The 15785-nt window shown below is 72.1% G+C and carries 15 protein-coding genes; 8 read left to right on the plus strand and 7 right to left on the minus strand.

Annotation, left to right across the window (positions count from 1 at the left end; genetic code table 11):
- Nucleotides 1-1386: hypothetical protein (locus AC529_RS06900; protein WP_068754812.1), on the minus strand; the 1386-nt coding region annotated here is incomplete at its 3' end.
- A gap of 338 nt (nt 1387-1724) precedes the next feature.
- On the minus strand, nt 1725-2270 hold the full coding sequence (locus AC529_RS06905) for a YbhB/YbcL family Raf kinase inhibitor-like protein (RefSeq protein ID WP_068754814.1): 546 nt from the start codon (nt 2268-2270) through the stop codon (nt 1725-1727).
- Nucleotides 2271-2512: 242 nt separating this feature from the next.
- Here AC529_RS06905 and AC529_RS06910 point away from each other — a divergent pair, with 242 nt between their 5' ends.
- On the plus strand, nt 2513-3031 hold the full coding sequence (locus tag AC529_RS06910; protein WP_068754816.1) for a PH domain-containing protein: 519 nt from the start codon (nt 2513-2515) through the stop codon (nt 3029-3031).
- Nucleotides 3028-4659, plus strand: a complete 1632-nt coding sequence (locus AC529_RS06915) for a PH domain-containing protein (protein WP_068754818.1) — start codon at nt 3028-3030, stop codon at nt 4657-4659. The genes AC529_RS06910 and AC529_RS06915 overlap by 4 nt, the downstream gene beginning before the upstream one ends.
- A gap of 40 nt (nt 4660-4699) precedes the next feature.
- Here AC529_RS06915 and sepH read toward each other — a convergent pair whose 3' ends face one another.
- A complete protein-coding gene (gene sepH / locus AC529_RS06920) occupies nt 4700-5698 on the minus strand; it encodes a septation protein SepH (protein WP_068754820.1) in 999 nt (332 codons plus the stop codon).
- Between the two features lie 299 nt (nt 5699-5997).
- Complete coding sequence (locus tag AC529_RS06925; RefSeq protein WP_068754822.1) at nt 5998-7299, minus strand: D-arabinono-1,4-lactone oxidase; 1302 nt, start codon at nt 7297-7299, stop codon at nt 5998-6000.
- A gap of 166 nt (nt 7300-7465) precedes the next feature.
- On the opposite strand from AC529_RS06925, the gene AC529_RS06930 reads away from it, so the two are divergent.
- Nucleotides 7466-8497, plus strand: a complete 1032-nt coding sequence (locus tag AC529_RS06930) for a ferrochelatase (RefSeq protein ID WP_068754824.1) — start codon at nt 7466-7468, stop codon at nt 8495-8497.
- Nucleotides 8498-8540: 43 nt separating this feature from the next.
- On the opposite strand, the gene AC529_RS06935 is transcribed toward AC529_RS06930, so the two are convergent.
- Entirely contained in the window at nt 8541-9749 is a 1209-nt protein-coding gene (locus AC529_RS06935; RefSeq protein WP_068754826.1) for a polysaccharide deacetylase family protein, read from the minus strand.
- A gap of 268 nt (nt 9750-10017) precedes the next feature.
- On the opposite strand from AC529_RS06935, the gene AC529_RS06940 reads away from it, so the two are divergent.
- On the plus strand, nt 10018-10818 hold the full coding sequence (locus AC529_RS06940) for an inositol monophosphatase family protein (protein WP_068754828.1): 801 nt from the start codon (nt 10018-10020) through the stop codon (nt 10816-10818).
- 76 nt (nt 10819-10894) lie between these two features.
- Here AC529_RS06940 and AC529_RS20380 read toward each other — a convergent pair whose 3' ends face one another.
- Entirely contained in the window at nt 10895-11062 is a 168-nt protein-coding gene (locus AC529_RS20380; RefSeq protein ID WP_198156332.1) for a hypothetical protein, read from the minus strand.
- A gap of 598 nt (nt 11063-11660) precedes the next feature.
- Here AC529_RS20380 and AC529_RS06945 point away from each other — a divergent pair.
- The 4 genes from AC529_RS06945 to AC529_RS06960 all read left to right on the plus strand — a co-directional run bounded on the left by AC529_RS06945 (nt 11661) and on the right by AC529_RS06960 (nt 15429).
- Nucleotides 11661-12314, plus strand: coding sequence for a response regulator transcription factor (locus AC529_RS06945; protein WP_068754830.1), 654 nt, complete (start codon nt 11661-11663; stop codon nt 12312-12314).
- Complete coding sequence (locus tag AC529_RS06950) at nt 12311-13618, plus strand: sensor histidine kinase (protein WP_068754832.1); 1308 nt, start codon at nt 12311-12313, stop codon at nt 13616-13618. The genes AC529_RS06945 and AC529_RS06950 overlap by 4 nt, the downstream gene beginning before the upstream one ends.
- 462 nt (nt 13619-14080) lie before the next feature.
- Nucleotides 14081-14380: a DUF4193 domain-containing protein gene (locus AC529_RS06955; RefSeq protein WP_068754834.1), complete on the plus strand. Its 300-nt coding sequence runs from the start codon at nt 14081-14083 to the stop codon at nt 14378-14380.
- Between the two features lie 182 nt (nt 14381-14562).
- Nucleotides 14563-15429 carry a hypothetical protein gene (locus AC529_RS06960; protein ID WP_068754836.1) on the plus strand — a complete coding sequence of 289 codons (867 nt, stop codon included), beginning with the start codon at nt 14563-14565 and terminating at the stop codon, nt 15427-15429.
- Nucleotides 15430-15454: 25 nt separating this feature from the next.
- On the opposite strand, the gene AC529_RS06965 is transcribed toward AC529_RS06960, so the two are convergent.
- Nucleotides 15455-15739 (minus strand): DUF4235 domain-containing protein, encoded by a 285-nt coding sequence (locus tag AC529_RS06965; protein ID WP_068754838.1) that lies wholly within the window; start codon nt 15737-15739, stop codon nt 15455-15457.
- Nucleotides 15740-15785 lie beyond the last annotated feature (46 nt).

A 15785-nucleotide genomic window follows, 5' to 3' on the forward strand; every position in this document is an offset into this window, starting at 1 on the left:
GACGGGCTCGGCCGGACCGCCGAAGGGCACCTCCGGACCGGGCGACGGCGGCTGCCCCCCGCCGGGAGCCCCGTTCCAGGCGGGCGGTTCCCAGTTCTCCGGAGCGGGAGCCGGGGGGTATCCCGGCTCTCCCGGCGGCGCGGGCGGACCGTAGGCCGGGTAGGGCTGTGCTCCGCCGGGGGGAGTGGGCGGGTAGTCGGCTCGGGTGTGGGAGCCGGTGTCGTAGGAGCCGAAGGAGCCCGTGTCGTAGGAGGAGGGGCCGTAGCCGCCGGGGACGGGCTCGGCCGGACCGCCGAAGGGCACCTCCGGACCGGGCGACGGCGGCTGCCCCCCGTCCGGTGCGGGAGCGGACGGCATCGGGGACTGCCGCTGGTGGGACCCCGTGTCCAGGCTCGACCAGATCGGAGACCCGGTGTCGGAGCCCGCCGTGGAGGGAGTGAACGAGGGGTCGGTGAGCGGGTCCACGGGCGCGGGCCGCGGGGACGGCTCCGCCGACGGCAGGCCGTCGTAGGAGCCCCGCTCGTGTGAACCGCTGTCGAAGGGGGACGGCGTGCCGAAACTGCTCCGGCTGTGCGCCCCGGTCGCGTAGGAGGGCGAGGACAGCGGATCGGAGGAGTAGGAGCTGTCGCGGTGGTGCGAACCGGTGTCGGAGGAGTAGCCCGAGGGTGCGGTCAGGTCGTAGGAGGAGCGGTTGTGGGATCCGCTGTCGTAGGACGACGGCCGGGGCGAGGTGAGCGGGTCGTCGTCGGCGCGCGCGGACGACGACCCGGGCCGCGCGGGAGTCTCCGGCTCCTCGACCGGCGCGAGCGCGGCCGGGGTGTGCCCCTGGCCGAGACTGGCCAGGACCGCCAGTGAGTCGTCGCTGCCCGCGGCGGGCAGCGCCACAGTCTCGGCCGAGCCGCGGGAGCGCCGTCCGTGCGCGGGCGGCTGCTCCTCGTCGAGGTCGTCGTCATCGTCGCGGACGGCCTCCATGGCCTCCGTCGACTCGTGGCGGGTGTCGCGGCGCCCCGGGAACGGATCCCGGTCCTCCTCGTCGCGGTCCTCGTACAGGCTGGAGAAGTAGTCCTCGTCCTCCCAGTCGTCGTCACGGCTCTTGCGGGAGCGCGACTTGCGGGGGGAACGCGGTTCGGACGCGTCCCGGGACCGCCTGCGGGAGCGGGGTGCGGGCTCCTCTTCCGCAGGCTCCTCGTCGAAGTCGTCCACGTCGTCGGCACGGCCGCGGGAGGCGCGGCGCGCGGAGCGCCGCGGCCGCTCCTCCTCCGTCTCCTCGACCTCGTAGTCGTCCTCGTAGTCGTCGACCCCGTTGCTCGCACCGAGGGCGCGCAGCCCCAGCACGATGAGGAGGAGGACGATGACGACGATGACGGCGATGAGCGCGATGATCATGGTGAATGCACCACCTTGGGCCCCGTGGCCTGGTAGAGGACAGAGACGGCACCGGCGGTGGTGATGGGAGTGGCCGGTGTCGAACCGCTCCTGCCATGGCGGACTCCGCGCCAGGGGGACGGCAGGCGATACCGGGCGTACGACACCCCGAGTTCGGTGTCCGGACACCACGGCCTCCGGACACGCCAGCGCACCGGTGGACGTGAAAGGGATTCGGTCATCAAGAAATCAGCGGGGTGCACGGCCCCACTTTATGCATAGATGCGCTATCTGTGCAGGGGGCAACCAGCCGCTTCCCCTGAGAACACGAGGAATCACGGCTTCTCGGGTGGGGTATGTCACGGCACACTGGTCAGCCGTCCCCGCGCCAGAGTGTGGGCGGCGATCGCCCCCAGCGCCACGTCCAGGGAGGCGGCCTCCCCCAGCTCCAACTGCTCGGACAGGGCGTAGACGGTGAACCGGAACTCGTGCTCGTCGTCCCCCCGCGGGCACGGCGGTTCGTACACGGCCGAGTCGAAGCTGTTTATCCCCTGCTGGGCGGGCATCGGGACCGTCCCCTCGGGCAGTTCGGGGTCGGCCGGATCGAGTCCGTAGACCACCCAGTGCACGGTGGCGCTGCCCGACTCGTGGACGTCGTCCACCACCAGAGCGAGGGACTCGGTGGCTGCGGGCAGCCCGGACCAGCGCAGCGGCGGAGACATCCCCTCCCCTCTACAGGTGTAGCGGTCCGGGAGTTTCTCGCCTTCGCGCAGCATCGGACTGGTGACGGTGATGTCGTCACTCACTTCGCTGTTGTTGGGGCCGGTCAGCACGCCGCATCCCGTGCTCAGGACGAGCAGCGCGGCTGCGGCGGCGCCGCGGCGGTGTCGGGCGAGGGCGAACATGGAACTCCTGCGAGGAACAGAGACGTACAGGTGCCGCGGAACTGGAAGGAGCGGCGGACGGAATCCGCGCGCGGGGCAGTGGGTCGCGTCAGCGGTTCCACAGGAACCATACTGCCGCAGTGGCCTCTTCGTCCCTCCTGCCGACAATGTGCCAGAAAGATTCCGGATGCGGCCGACAGCGCGGCACGGCACGGGGCCCCGGAGTGTCCTCCTGTCCGGGGCCTCAGCGTAGACTCGGTCAGGTGACGACAGCCCGGCTACGTCCCCCGAACAACCGAGTCTCCCCCCGCGCAGTGTGGCTGTGGACAGTCACCGACGCGATCGGTGCGGTAGTGATCGTCGCGGGACTGGCTCTGGGAGCCTGGGCCGTGGACTCCTTCCGCTGGTCCTGGCTGCCCGGCTGGGCCGTGGACGGGGTCTGGCTGGTGCCCGCGGCGGTCGGCGTCTACAGCCTGGTCGAACTCGTCGTCGCGCCGCGGTGGCGCTACCGGGTGCACCGCTGGGAGGTCACTGGGGACGTCGTCTACACCCGCAAGGGCTGGCTCAGCCGGACCTGGCAACTGGTGCCGGTCACCCGGATCCAGACCGTGGACCACACCCAGGGGTGGCTGGAACGCCTCTTCGGCCTGGCCACCCTGAAGATCCAGACCGCCTCCCACGCGGGCTCCTCCACCATCGAAGGGCTGCCGGAGGAGCAGGCGCGTCGACTCTCCGAGGAACTGGCCGCGCGGGCCGGCGAGCTGCGGGACGACGCCACATGAGCGCCGACCGCGACCCGCTTCCGGGCCAGGGCGGACAGGAGCACCCCGAGCGGCCCGGAGCGGACCCCCGGGACACGGAGCCGGCGGCCGGGGAGCCGGAGGCCGACGTCGAACGGCGTCTCAGCCCGCTCTCCGTGGTCACCACCGCGATCACCTACGCCCGGTCGGCGGTCGTGCCCGTCCTGGTGGCCCTGGTCGCGGGCGACTTCAACCCCTGGGTGCTGGGCGGCACGGTCGCGACCGCCGTCCTGCTCATCGTCTCCGGCCTGGTCCGCTACCTGACCGTGCGCTACCTCGTCACCGAGGAGCGGCTGGAGATCCGCTCGGGACTGGTCTCCCGCTCCCGGCGTGCCGTCCCGCTGGAGCGCATCCGGGGCGTCGACGTCACCTCCACGCTGCTGCACCGCGTCTTCGGCCTGGCCGTGGTCCGCATCGACGCGGCGGGCGGCGGGGCGTTGCAGCAGGAGGAGGCGAAACTCGACGCGGTTACCGCGGCCGAGGCCGAGCGGCTCCGCGCCGAACTGCTGCGCCGCCGCTCCCTGCTGGTGGACCGGGAGGAGGACGCCGGGCCGGAGGACGAGCAGGGCGGGCAGGAGCGCCCCGAAGCCGCAACCGCCGACACCGTCCACTTCCGGATGCCGCCGCGCTGGTACGCCTACGCCGTGCTGAGCCCCGGCTACCTGCTCACCCCGTTCGCGGTGCTGGCGACGCTGTTCGGCTTCCTCAACCAGTTCGTCGACTCCGAGGCCCTCGGCGACTACCTCATCGAGCGGGCCGACACGATCCAGCGGTTCCTCGTCTCCCAGTGGGGCACGCTGGTGGTCGCCGCAGCCGGGGCGGTGGCGCTGCTGCTGGTGGCCATGCCGCTGTTCGCGGTGGCCTCCTACATGATCAACCAGTGGCGCTTCACCCTGCGCCGCTCCGGCGACTCCCTGGTCACCGAACGGGGCCTGTTCACCCGCCACAGCGTCACCCTGGAGTACCGCCGTATCCACGGCCACGAGCTGCGGGACAACCCCGTCCAGCGGCTGGGGTCGCTGGTGCGGCTGTCCGCGGTCGTCACCGGGCTGGGGGAGACCGCCACGCGGGCAGCGCTGCTGCCGCTGGGACCGCGCGCCGAGGTGGAGCGGATCGTGGCGCGGGCGCTGCGTCCCTTCGAGGGGCGCCTGGCCGCGCACCCGGCCGCCGCGCGGTCCCGCAGGCTGTTCCGGGCGGTGGTGCCGCCGCTGGCGGGCGCCGTGCTCGCCGCGGCGCTGGGCTGGTCCTGGGCGGCCGGGGCGCTGCTGCTCCTGGCGCTGCTGGGCGTGCCGCTGGGGCTCGACCGCTACCGGTCCCTGGGACACGGCTACGACGGCCAGCAGGTCAGCGTCCGCTCCGGCTCGCTCAGGCGGACGCAGGCGACCGTGGCGCGGTCGGCCGTCATCGGCTGGCGGTGGCGCCAGACCCTCTTCCAGCGCCGCGCAGGACTGGCCACCCTGAAGGTGACCGTCGGGGCGGGACGAGGCGGCTACGACGCGGTCGACGTCGACTTCGCCGAGTCCGTCGCGTTCGCCGGCGGGGTCACCCCCGAACTGGTCGCCCCCTTCCTGGTCGACGGCCGTGCGGGCCGGTCCGCCGCGGACGGATGAGCCCGAGGACGGCGGCCGCGGACGGCGCCGCCCCGGGCGGCTAGTCGGACTTCTTCGACCCGAACATGATCTCGTCCCAGGACGGCACCGAGGCGCGGCGGGCGCGCCCCTTGCGCCGGGGCTGCTGGGGAGTGCTGGGGGCGGGGGAGGCCGTGGGCAGGGACGGTTCGGGGCGGGCCGGGCGCTGGGGGGCGGCCGTGGACCGCTGCGGGGCCGGGCCGGAGGTCGGGGCGGTGTCGGGGCGGTAGCGGCGTTCGGGCGCGGTGACGTTGAACACGGAGTCCTCGACCGGGTGCGCCCGCTCGGCGGTGATGGGGGTCCGGGAGGCGCGCGGGGGTGCGGTCGGCCGCTCGCTGTTCAGGGGGGCCTCGGGAACGGAGGGGGTGTCCCGCGCGACGGGGCGGCGCGGAGCGAAGGGGGTGACGGTCGCCCCCGGGGAGGCAGCGGGGCGCGGCGCGTCGTAGTCGCCGACCGCGGAGAAGCGCATGGCCTCCTCGTCGTAGGGGGTGACCGAGCGGCGGCGCGGCTCGTAGACCCAGTGGGCGACGTGCTCCTCGCCCATCACCCGGAAGGACAGCTTGACCTGCCAGGTGTTGTCCTCGCGTTTCCAGGAGTCCCAGGACGCCTCTCCCGACTCCAACTGGGCGGTGCCGATCCGCTCGGTGACCAGTTCGCCGAGGGAGGGGCCCGGGGTGGTCTCGCCCGGGCGGCGGACCGGGGCCAGTTGCGCCTGTTGGGCCATGTACTCGCGTTCCTGTAGAACCGGACTCTCAAACCAGCGCACACGTTCGATGGGGATGCCCGCGGCCTGCGCGATGGACTCGGCGGTCTCCCCCGCGCGTATCCGGGCCTGGATCTCCTTGGGGCGCAACGGATTCTCCACTTCGATCTCGTACTGGCCGAGCCGGGAGAACTGCCCGCGCACGGCGGCGCGGAGCCGGTCGTCGACGGGCAGCATGAAACGGGTTCCGCGTCCGGCACTGGCCAGCACCAGGTAGGTTCCGTCCTCACTGACGGCGACCAGGCGAAGCTCCTGCATCGCCCTCCTTACTCGCGTCCCGTCGAGGGGGTGGGAAACCCGGTATCCCCCAGCTCAAGTCTTGTCGGCCCGGGTTCTTCGAGCCAGTACCGCACCCGGCATGTCCCCAGGAGCACGCCCGGTGCGGAGCGCGCTGCACTCCCCTATCGTGCCATCCCGACACGCCGACAGGGGCACGGCAAGGACACGGATTCGAACTTCGCTCCGTTTCCGTGACATCCGGGTGAAGGACGGCCGCACCGGTCGGCCGCCGCGACGGAGGGAGAAGAGGGCGCGGCCGGACCGGCCCCGCCGCGCGGTCACACGCCCAGGACGCGCTCCAGGTAGGCGTTGGTGAAGCGCCGCTGCGGGTCGACGCGTTCGCGTACCTCCAGCGCGTCGTGCAGCCGGGGGTAGACCTTCTCCAGGTAGGACAGGTCGCGGGTGTGCATCTTGCCCCAGTGGGGCCGACCCGCCACGGAGGTGAAGATCGCCTCCATGTCGGCGAAGTACTCCTGGTAGGGGCAGCCCTGGTAGACGTGCACGGCCAGGTAGGCGCTCTCCCGGCCGTAGGCGGTGGACAGCCACACGTCGTCGGCGGGGGCGAAGCGCACCTCCACGGGGAAGCTGATGCGGTGCCGACCGCTCGCGAACACCGCCCGCATCTCGTGCAGCACGTCGGCCAGGTGCTCGACCGGGATCGCGTACTCCATCTCCACGAACCTGACCCGGCGCGGGCTGGCGAAGGTCCGGTAGGAGGCGTCGACGTACTCGCGCGCCGTCAGCGCCCGGGCCGAGACCTGGTTGATCGCGGGGATCAGCCCGGGCAGGCGGCGCGCCGCCCGGTTGACGACCTCGAACACCGAGTTCGACAGGAACTCGTCGTCCAGCCAGGCGCGGAACCGCGGCAGAGGGCGGGCCGGTCCCGGGGAGCGGTTGTTGCGTTTGGTGATGGTGAGCTCGGTGTGCGGGAACCAGAAGAACTCGAAGTGCTCGTTGTCGGTGCGCAGTTCCTCCAGCCGCTCCAGGACCTCTCCCAGCGGCATCGGGACCTCGCGCGCGTGCAGCAGGAACGCGGGCTCGACCGCCATGGTCAGGGCGGTCACCACGCCGAACGCGCCCAGACCCACGCGCGCGGCCTGGAACAGGTCCGGCTCCTCCTCGGCCGAGCAGGTGCACACCGAGCCGTCGGCCAGGACCAGCTCCAGTCCTCTGATCTGCGCGGCCAGGCCCGCCGAGGCGCGCCCGGTCCCGTGGGTGCCGGTCTGGGTGGCGCCCGCCATCGTCTGCACCGCGATGTCGCCCATGTTGGTCAGGGCGGCCCCGTGGCGGGCGAGCGCCTCGTTGAAGTCGCACAACCGCATGCCCGCCTCGACGGTCGCCTGCCGGCCGGCGAGGTCGACCCCGCGCACCGAGGACAGCGCGGTGGGGGCGAGCAGGGTCCCGTCGGTCGTCGCGATGTCGGTGAAGGAGTGCCCGGAGCCCACCATGCGCACCCGGGAGCCGGATGCGGCGGCCTCGCGTACCGCCGCGGCGACCTCGGCCGTGCTGTTGGGGGTGACCACCCGGGCGGGTGTCATGCGGTGGGTGTCGGCCCAGTTGCGCCAGAGCGTGCTCGTCATGGTGGCCTCGGCGGGGGTGAGAGGCCCGGTCGTGCGGGCGTGCGGGACTGTCGTGCGGACGGGCGGGATTGGCAGTCTGCGGGGCGGACGACGGGGTGTCAAGGGGGAGCGGAGCGTGAGGCGGGGGTGGTGCGCGGTCCGCGCGGAGGGCTGGTTTGATGGGGCCATGAGGCCCTACGACGCGTTCCTGCTGCTCTCCTTCGGGGGTCCGGAGAAGAGAGAAGATGTCATCCCGTTCCTGGAGAACGTCACCCGCGGGAGGGGGATCCCGCGCGAGCGGCTGGCCGAGGTCGGGGAGCACTACTACCTCTTCGACGGGGTCAGTCCGATCAACCAGCAGTGCCGGGACCTGATCGCGGCGCTGCGCGAGGACTTCGCCGCCAACGGGGTGGACCTGCCCGTCTACTGGGGCAACCGCAACTGGGACCCCTACCTCGCGGACACGGTGGCGGCCATGGCCCGCGACGGAGTGCGCCGCGCGGTGGCGCTGTCCACCTCCGCCTACAGCAACTACTCCAGCCACCGGCAGTACCTGGAGGACATCGAGCGGGCCCGCGCCGCGGTGCCGGGGGCGCCCGAGATCGACCTGATCCGCCCCTACTACGACCACCCGGGATTCGTCGACGCCTTCGTCGACCACACCCGCCGGGCCCTGGGGCGGCTCCCCGAGGAGCTGCGCGCGGACGCGCGGCTGCTGTACTCGGCGCACTCCATCCCGCTGGCGATGGCGCGCAGGTCCGGCGACCCGCGGCGCGACTACGGTCCGCTGACCGCCTACGAGGCGCAACTGGCCGAGGTGGCCCGGCTGGTCACCGAGCGCCTGGGCGGCGGCCACCGCTACGAGGTCGTCTACCAGAGCCGCAGCGGCCCGCCCACCCAGCCGTGGCTGGAGCCCGACATCAACGACCGCCTGGAGGAGCTGGCTGCCGAGGGCGTGCGGGCGGTCGTGGTGGTCCCGCACGGGTTCGTCTCCGACCACATGGAGGTCAAGTACGACCTGGACGTGGAGGCCCAGGCCACCGCCGAGAAGCTCGGCATCCGCCTGGAGCGGGCGGCCGCCCCGGGCACGCACCCGGCGTTCGTGGCGATGGTCCGCGACCTGGTCTCCGAGCGCGCCGAGGGACGGCCGCCGCGCGGCCTCGGCGCCATCGAACGGTCCTGCCACGACGACCCGGCGGACTGCTGCCAGCTTCGCTGACCACGCGGGGCCGGGACCGTCCCGGCCCCGCGGTCGTGCCCGGTCAGGGCAGCACGCCGGTGCCGGGGCCCAGGAACTCCGCCCAGCCGCCGGGCGGGGCCTGGCCGACGTCCAGGCGGCCGAGCCTCGCCACGACGTCGGGGTCCTGGGCGTCGAGCCAGTCGGCGAACTGGCGGAAGGAGACCATCCGGACGTCGGACTCGCCGCCGATCTCGTCCATGAACTGCTCGACCGCGTCCATGTAGATCCCGCCGTTCCACCGCTGGAAGTGGTTGCCCACGAACAGCGGGGCGCGGTTGCCGTAGTAGGCGCGTTCGAAGCCCTTCAGGTAGGTGTCGCGTGCCTGGACGCGCCACCGGCCGTACTGGCTGCGGTCCCCCCGGGGCGTCTCGGACTGGTTGACCATGATGTTGTAGTCCATCGACAGCACCTCGAAGTCCTGCCCGGCCATGGGCAGCGACTGCAAGGGGAAGTCCCACAGGCCGTGCCTGCGCTGCGGCCAGACCTGCCGCCCTCCCGGGGAGCTCGCGTCGTAGCGCCAGCCGAGCTTGGCGGCGGTGGGCAGAAGCTGGTCCCGGCCCTGTAGGCAGGGAGTGCGCCCGCCGACGAGCTCCTTGCGGTAGTCGAAGGGCAGGGGCGGCAGGTCGGTGAAGCCGGTGTTGGTCTTCCAGGTCGTCACGAACTGCACGGCCTGCCGGATCTCCGACTCCCAGTCGGCCGGGGACCAGGTGGAGACCCCCTTCGGACCGCAGAAGTGCCCGTTGAAGTGGGTGCCGATCTCGTGCCCCTCCCGCCACGCCAGGTCGAGCTGGATGATCGTGCGGTGGATCGACTCCTCGCTGAGGTAGCCGATGTCGGAGGCGCCCACCGGGTGCCCGGGCGGCCGGTAGAGGTGTTTGCGGTGTTCGGGGAGCAGGTAGATGCCGCTGAGGAAGAACGTCATGTGGGCGTTGTTGCGGCGGGCCACCTCCCGGAAGCGGGTGAACAGCCGGTCGCTCAGCTCTCCTGCGCCGTCCCAGGAGATGACGACGAACTGGGGCGGCGCCGTGCTGCGGTCGAGCCGGTCCACCGGCGGCTGGTGCGGCTGCGGTCCGGTGTCGGAGGTGGAGCCGTCTCCGATGACGCGGACGCGCCGCCGCGGCGACGGCTCGGCCAGCGCGGCCCCGTGCCGGTCCGCTGAGCAGCCGGCAGCGCCTAGGGCGGCGGTGATCGCGGTGGCGGACAGGAGTGTGCGGCGCGAAATATCTCTCACTTGATCCTGGTTCCTTCGGCACACGAACGCGGCGGAAATGGTGACCAGGGGAAATTTATCACTTTCGGTAGTTGTGAAGTTACATAAAGTGTCGAGTGTTGTGCGGCGGGTCTCTTTCGAGAACCAGCGCCACAGATAGGCTCGAACACGATCAAGACCGGCAGGCGGCGTCCCACGAGGGCGGGGAGGCACTCGGCCCGTCCGGGCGGCCGACCCCGCGGCGCCGCCCGTCCGGGCCACCCCACACCCCCGTCGTGAGGAGACGACCGTGACCAATCCCGACCCGCGGGAGCTGCTGGACCTCGCGCTCGAGGCGGCTCGCAAGGGAGGTGAGCTGGCCGCGCGCGGGCAGCGGGGCATCTCGGTGCTCGACACCAAGTCCTCGCCCACCGACGTGGTCACCGAGATGGACCGCGCCACCGAGAAGCTGATCCGCGACGTCCTGCTCGGCGCCCGCCCCGACGACGCGATCCTGGGCGAGGAGGGCGGCGCGGCCCGGGGCAGCACCGGGGTGCGCTGGCTGGTCGACCCCATTGACGGCACCGTCAACTACCTGTACGGGCGCGCCGAGTGGGCGGTGAGCGTCGCCGCGGAGGTCGACGGCGAGACCGTGGTCGGGGTCGTGGAGATCCCCGTGCGCGGTCTGACCTACTCCGCGGTACGGGGACAGGGGGCCCGCCGCAACGGCGAGCCGATCTCGGCCGCGGCCCCCGTGGAGCTGGGCATGGCCCTGGTCGCCACCGGATTCGGCTACGAGGCGCGCCGTCGGCGCAAGCAGGCCCAGGTGCTCAGCACGGTCCTGCCGAGAGTCCGCGACATCCGCCGGGTCGGCTCCGCCGCGATCGACCTGTGCGCGGTGGCGGAGGGCAGCGTCAACGCCTACTACGAGCGCGGGGCCTACCCCTGGGACTGGGGGGCGGGGGCGCTGATCGCGACCGAGGCGGGAGCCCGGGTGGGCGGGCTGCGCGGCACCCCGCCCAACCACGACCTGCTCCTGGCCGCGGTGCCGGGCCTGTTCGAGCAGTTGCACGACCTGCTGGAGCCGCTGGGGGCCGACAGCGACGACTGAGGCCGCGGGGCCGAACCGAAAGGCCGGGGCGCCCCAACGGGGCACCCCGGCCTTGCGCAACTGCTCCGTCGTGGGGTCACACGCCGTGCGGGTCGATCCCGTGGCGGGCGGCGATGCGGTGCAAGTCCTCCAGCTCCGACGCGTGCGCGTCGGCAAGGAATTCGTCTCCGGCGGCCTGGGCCGCTTGGAGCGACGTGTAGGTCTCGTTGATCCGAACCCGAATCTCTGCCAGAAACTCGCCCATCATCACACCCCTCTCTCACCACATGGCCGGCGGTTGCCGACCATACCCACGCCCCTCCGAGCGCCAAACCTTCCGGAGAGACGAAAATCGCTGCGGGACCGGGAGTCCTACCCCGGACACGACGCTGTGCTCGGTGAGTGGTCCGCAGGCGGGCAACCACGATAACCCCGGCCCCTGCGGGAGCCGCAGGGGGATCGGGAAAACGTGGTGGAGCAGCCAATACCCCAGGATGGTCACGGAAAGGCCACGCTTATTTTTTTCTTATCCGTGCTGTGTCAAATTTGAGATGTGCGGGGTGAACGTCGCGGTCGGCGGTTGGGGGATGCGCCGACCGCGACTCCGCATTTTCGGGCCGCTGCGTGTGCGGGGCTGTACGCCCCGTGTGCCCGACTGGTCGGTCCTCCAAGTATCATCGAAGGCGTACCGGCCTCCCGTCGGAAGTCGAGCTTCCGGCCGTGCGAGGTGCCCCGACCGGGGAGGATCCCCTGCCGGGGCAGGACAACCAGTGGCGCGGTCGGAGACGAGCGCCGCTGCCGGTGTGTTGGGGGATGCGCCGGCAGCGGCCTTTTGCTGTCTCCACGAAGGAACGAAGGACACAGTGCGCGTACTCGTGGTCGAAGACGAGCAGGTTCTCGCCGACGCGGTCGCGGTGGGACTGCGACGCGAATCGATGGCCGTGGACGTCGCCTACGACGGCGACAGTGCCCTGGAACGCACCAGCGTCAACGACTACGACGTCATCATCCTGGACCGTGACCTGCCCGGGACCCACGGCGACGAGGTGTGCCGGTCGCTGGCCTCCGCCAGCTACCCCGGGCGGATCCTGATGCTCACGGCCGCCGGGGGACTCGACGACAAGGTGTCGGGTCTCACCCTGGGCGCCGACGACTACATGGCCAAGCCCTTCGCGTTCGCCGAACTCGTCGCCCGGGTGCGGGCGCTGGCCCGGCGCGCCACCCCGCCGCTGCCCCCCGTGCTGCGCCGCCAGGGCATCACGCTGGACCCCGCCAACCACACGGTCGAGCGGGACGGGCGGCCCATCTCGCTGACTCCCAAGGAGTTCGCCGTCCTGGAGGTCCTGATGCGAGCCAACGGAACCGTGGTGAGCGCCGAAGGACTGCTGGAGAAGGCATGGGACGAGAACGCGGATCCGTTCACCAACGTGGTACGGGTCACGGTGATGACCCTGCGCAAGAAGCTCGGCGACCCCCCGGTGATCCGCACCGTGCAGGGCGCGGGATACCGGATTTGACCGCCGGGGAACAGGAGGTCGTCACGGCCTCCGCCGGAGAGGTCCCCCCCACTCCGCCGGGGGAGACCGGCACCTGGCGGCGGCTGTCCCGGCCGCTGAACCAGCAGCCCAAGGGCGCGGGGCAGGCCGACAAGAAGGCGGTCGGCGAGAAGGAGCACGGCTTCCGCCTCACCGACAACATCAGCCTGCGGATGCGCCTGACGCTCATCTACGGGATGCTCTTCTTCGCGGCGGGCTCGCTGCTGGTGCTCCTCAACTACGTGATCCTGGTCAGTGTCCTCGACAAGCCCGACTTCACCGTCCAGATCGACGGCTACAACCTGGAGTCGGAGATCGCCGACGAGATCAAGGCGGTCCTCATCGACGGCATCGCCAACCAGGTGACCCGCTACTCGGTGCTGGCGCTGATCGTGGTGGGCGTCCTGGCGGTCGGTCTGGGGTACATGGTGGCCGGCCGGGCGCTGTCCCCCCTGCACAAGATCACCCGCACCGCGCGGCGGCTCTCGGAGCGCTCGCTGCACGAGCGCATCGCGATGGGCGGCCCCGACGACGAGATACGGGAACTCGCCGACACCTTCGACGCGATGCTGGAGCGCCTGGACCGCGCCTTCGACGGGCAGCGCCGCTTCGTCGCCAGCGCCTCCCACGAACTGCGCACCCCCCTGGCCATCAACCGCACCCTGCTGGAGGTGGCGCTCGCCGACCCCGACGCCTCGCCCGACCTCAAGACGATCGGCCGCACCCTGCTGGAGACCAACTCGCGGCACGAGCGCCTCATCGACGGCCTGCTCTTCCTCGCCAAGAGCGACCGCGAGCTCGACGTGCGCACCGTGGTCGACCTCGGCGAGGTCACGGCGACCGTGCTGAGCCAGCTCGACGACGAGATCAAGAAGTCGGGCCTGCGGCTGCGCACCGACCTGCGGGAGGCCCTCGTCACCGGGGACCCCGTGCTGCTGGAGCGGCTGGTCGGCAACCTGGTCGAGAACGCGCTGCGCTACAACGTCGCCGACGGCGAGATCACGGTCCGCTCCGGCATCAACGAGGGCGCCCCGGCCATCCAGGTGGAGAACTCCGGTCCGGTCGTGCCCGCCTACGAGATCGAGGGGCTGTTCGAGCCCTTCCGGCGCGGCTCCGGCGACCGGGTGCGCTCCAAGAAGAGCGCAGGGCTGGGCCTGTCCATCGTGCGCTCGGTGGTGCGCGCCCACCAGGGGACCGTCACCGCCTGGCCCCGGGCCGGGGGCGGCCTCGTGGTGACCGTCCACTTCCCGGTGAGCACCCGCCGCGGCGAGGGCGACTCCGCCTGAACCCTCTGCGCCGTCGGCGTGTCCCGGGCGGTTCCGTTCCGTCCGTACCGCGGCCGTGATATGCATACGTGTCCGACGGAACGAGCACCCTGGTGCGGGAACGGTCCCGGGAATGGGTATGCTCACCCGGGCACCGAAAAGGCGAGAGGCGTCCTGTCCGGGATGTCGGCTTTTCCCTCACGGTCCGGCGCGGGCCCGGAGCCCCGAACCCGCGGCGGCAGGGAAGGCGGCGGGGCGGGGACTGTCCGCTGCCGGGAGAGCACCGGGCAGCAGCTCGTTCGCCCGCCGCGAACACGTTCGGTCACCGGACGCCGCCGTCCGCGGAGACGGGCCGCGCATCGGGGCACGGTCCTTCAGACACCGGAAAAACTTTTCGGCCCAAACGGGCACAAGAGACGTCTCTGAAGCGTTACATTCGCGCGACGAGACAAGAGAGATGGATCGAGGGGGATGGAGTAAGCCATGGCCACCGACTACGACAGCCCACGCAAGACCGACGAGGACCTGGGCGAGGACAGCCTCCAGGAACTGCAGGCGCGCCGGGGCGACAAGGGCACCAGCACCATCGACGTCGACCCCGACGAGGTCGCCGAGGGGCTGGAGCTGCCGGGGGCGGACCTGTCCGGTGAGGAGCTCGCGGTACGGGTCCTGCCGCGTCAGGCAGACGAGTTCACCTGCTCGCGCTGCTTCCTGGTCCACCACCGCAGCCAGCTGGCCGAGGAGCACAACGGGCAGTACGTCTGCAAGGAATGCGCTTCCTGATCCGTGGAGCCCTCCTTGCTCCACCGCCTCTTTCGGTCGAAGAAAACGGACGAGACCCCGGACCCGAACCGGGGTCTCGTCCGTTTCCCGGACTCCGTCCCGGGCTGCCGGGGAACAGGGGGGCGGGTCCCGTTCGTCTACATCAGGGAACACAACCCCGCGCACCGAGGGGATGAGGAGCCGTGAACGAGGGGACCGACGACAGGGACCGCGCCGAGGAGTCCGGGCGGCAGCCGGGGGCCGAACTCGTGCCCGCGGACCGCGCCGAGGTGGGCGAGCTCGTCGCCCGTCTCGCCACGGAGGAGAAGGCCGACGAGGAGAGCCGGTCGCGGCTGCTGGGACGGCTCTCCGCGGCCCTGGTCCGCAGCGCCCGGGCGGCCGGGGCCAAGAGCCTGGCGGGCGGCCGGTGGCTGACCGACCTGTTCACCGAGGAGATCGCTCCGCGCATCCCCATCCGCGACCGTGAGACCCTGATCCGCCACCACCGGGGATTGCAGGGCGAGGACCTCGCCGACGCGCTGGAGCGCGTCGCGGTCAACACCACCACCGCCGTGGGCGCGGCCGGCGGGGCGCTCGCCGCCGTCCAGTTCACCGCGCCCCCGCTGCTGCTCAGCGCCCCCGCGCAGATCGTCGCCGAGACGATCGTCGTCGCGGCCGTCGAGGTCAAGCTGATCGGGGAACTCCACGAGGTCTACGGGGCCCCGGCGCGGGGCGGCCAGTTGCAGCGCACCTCCGGATACCTCGTGTCGTGGGCCAGGCGGCGCGGCATCGACCCCACCCAGAGCGTCGAGTCGCTCACGGCCGCCCTGGGCACAGCCGCCCGGACCGCGCTGCGCAACCGCCTCATGAAGCTGCTCGGCCGCCACCTGACCACCCTGGGCCCCTACCTGACCGGCGCGGTGGCCGGGGCCACGCTGAACCGGGCCGGCACCCGCGCCCTGGCCCGGGCGGTGCGCGAGGACCTGCGCGCTGTGACGGCTCCCGGACAGCCCTCCGCCAAGGTGCTCCCGCTGCGCCGGACCAGGCCGCTGGACCGCGGCAGGGGCTGACCAGCCCCGGGCGGCGCCGCGGCCCCTACAGCGGCAGTTGCTCGATGTCGTGGTGCCGGCGCGGAGCGAGGCGCTTGTGCACGGCGCGTACCGCCAGCACCCGGGTCACCTCCATGCCGACGCCGGTGACCACGGCCCAGCCCAGCGCCTCGGCCAGGCTGATGTCGGGGGAGTCCGGGTCGGCCGGGGGCTCCTTGCCCACGGTCTTGGTCCACACCAGGGTGAGGATCTTGCGGGTCACGTAGGCGGCGGCCACCGCCGCCACCCCTCCGAGGATCCGAGCGGTCAGCTCGCCGTCCTTGTCGGCCATGGGAATCGCGTCACTTCCGTTCCGGTGTCGTTCGGGTCAGGCGCTG

The organism is Thermobifida cellulosilytica TB100, from assembly GCF_001517975.1.
GTDB lineage: Bacteria > Actinomycetota > Actinomycetes > Streptosporangiales > Streptosporangiaceae > Thermobifida > Thermobifida cellulosilytica.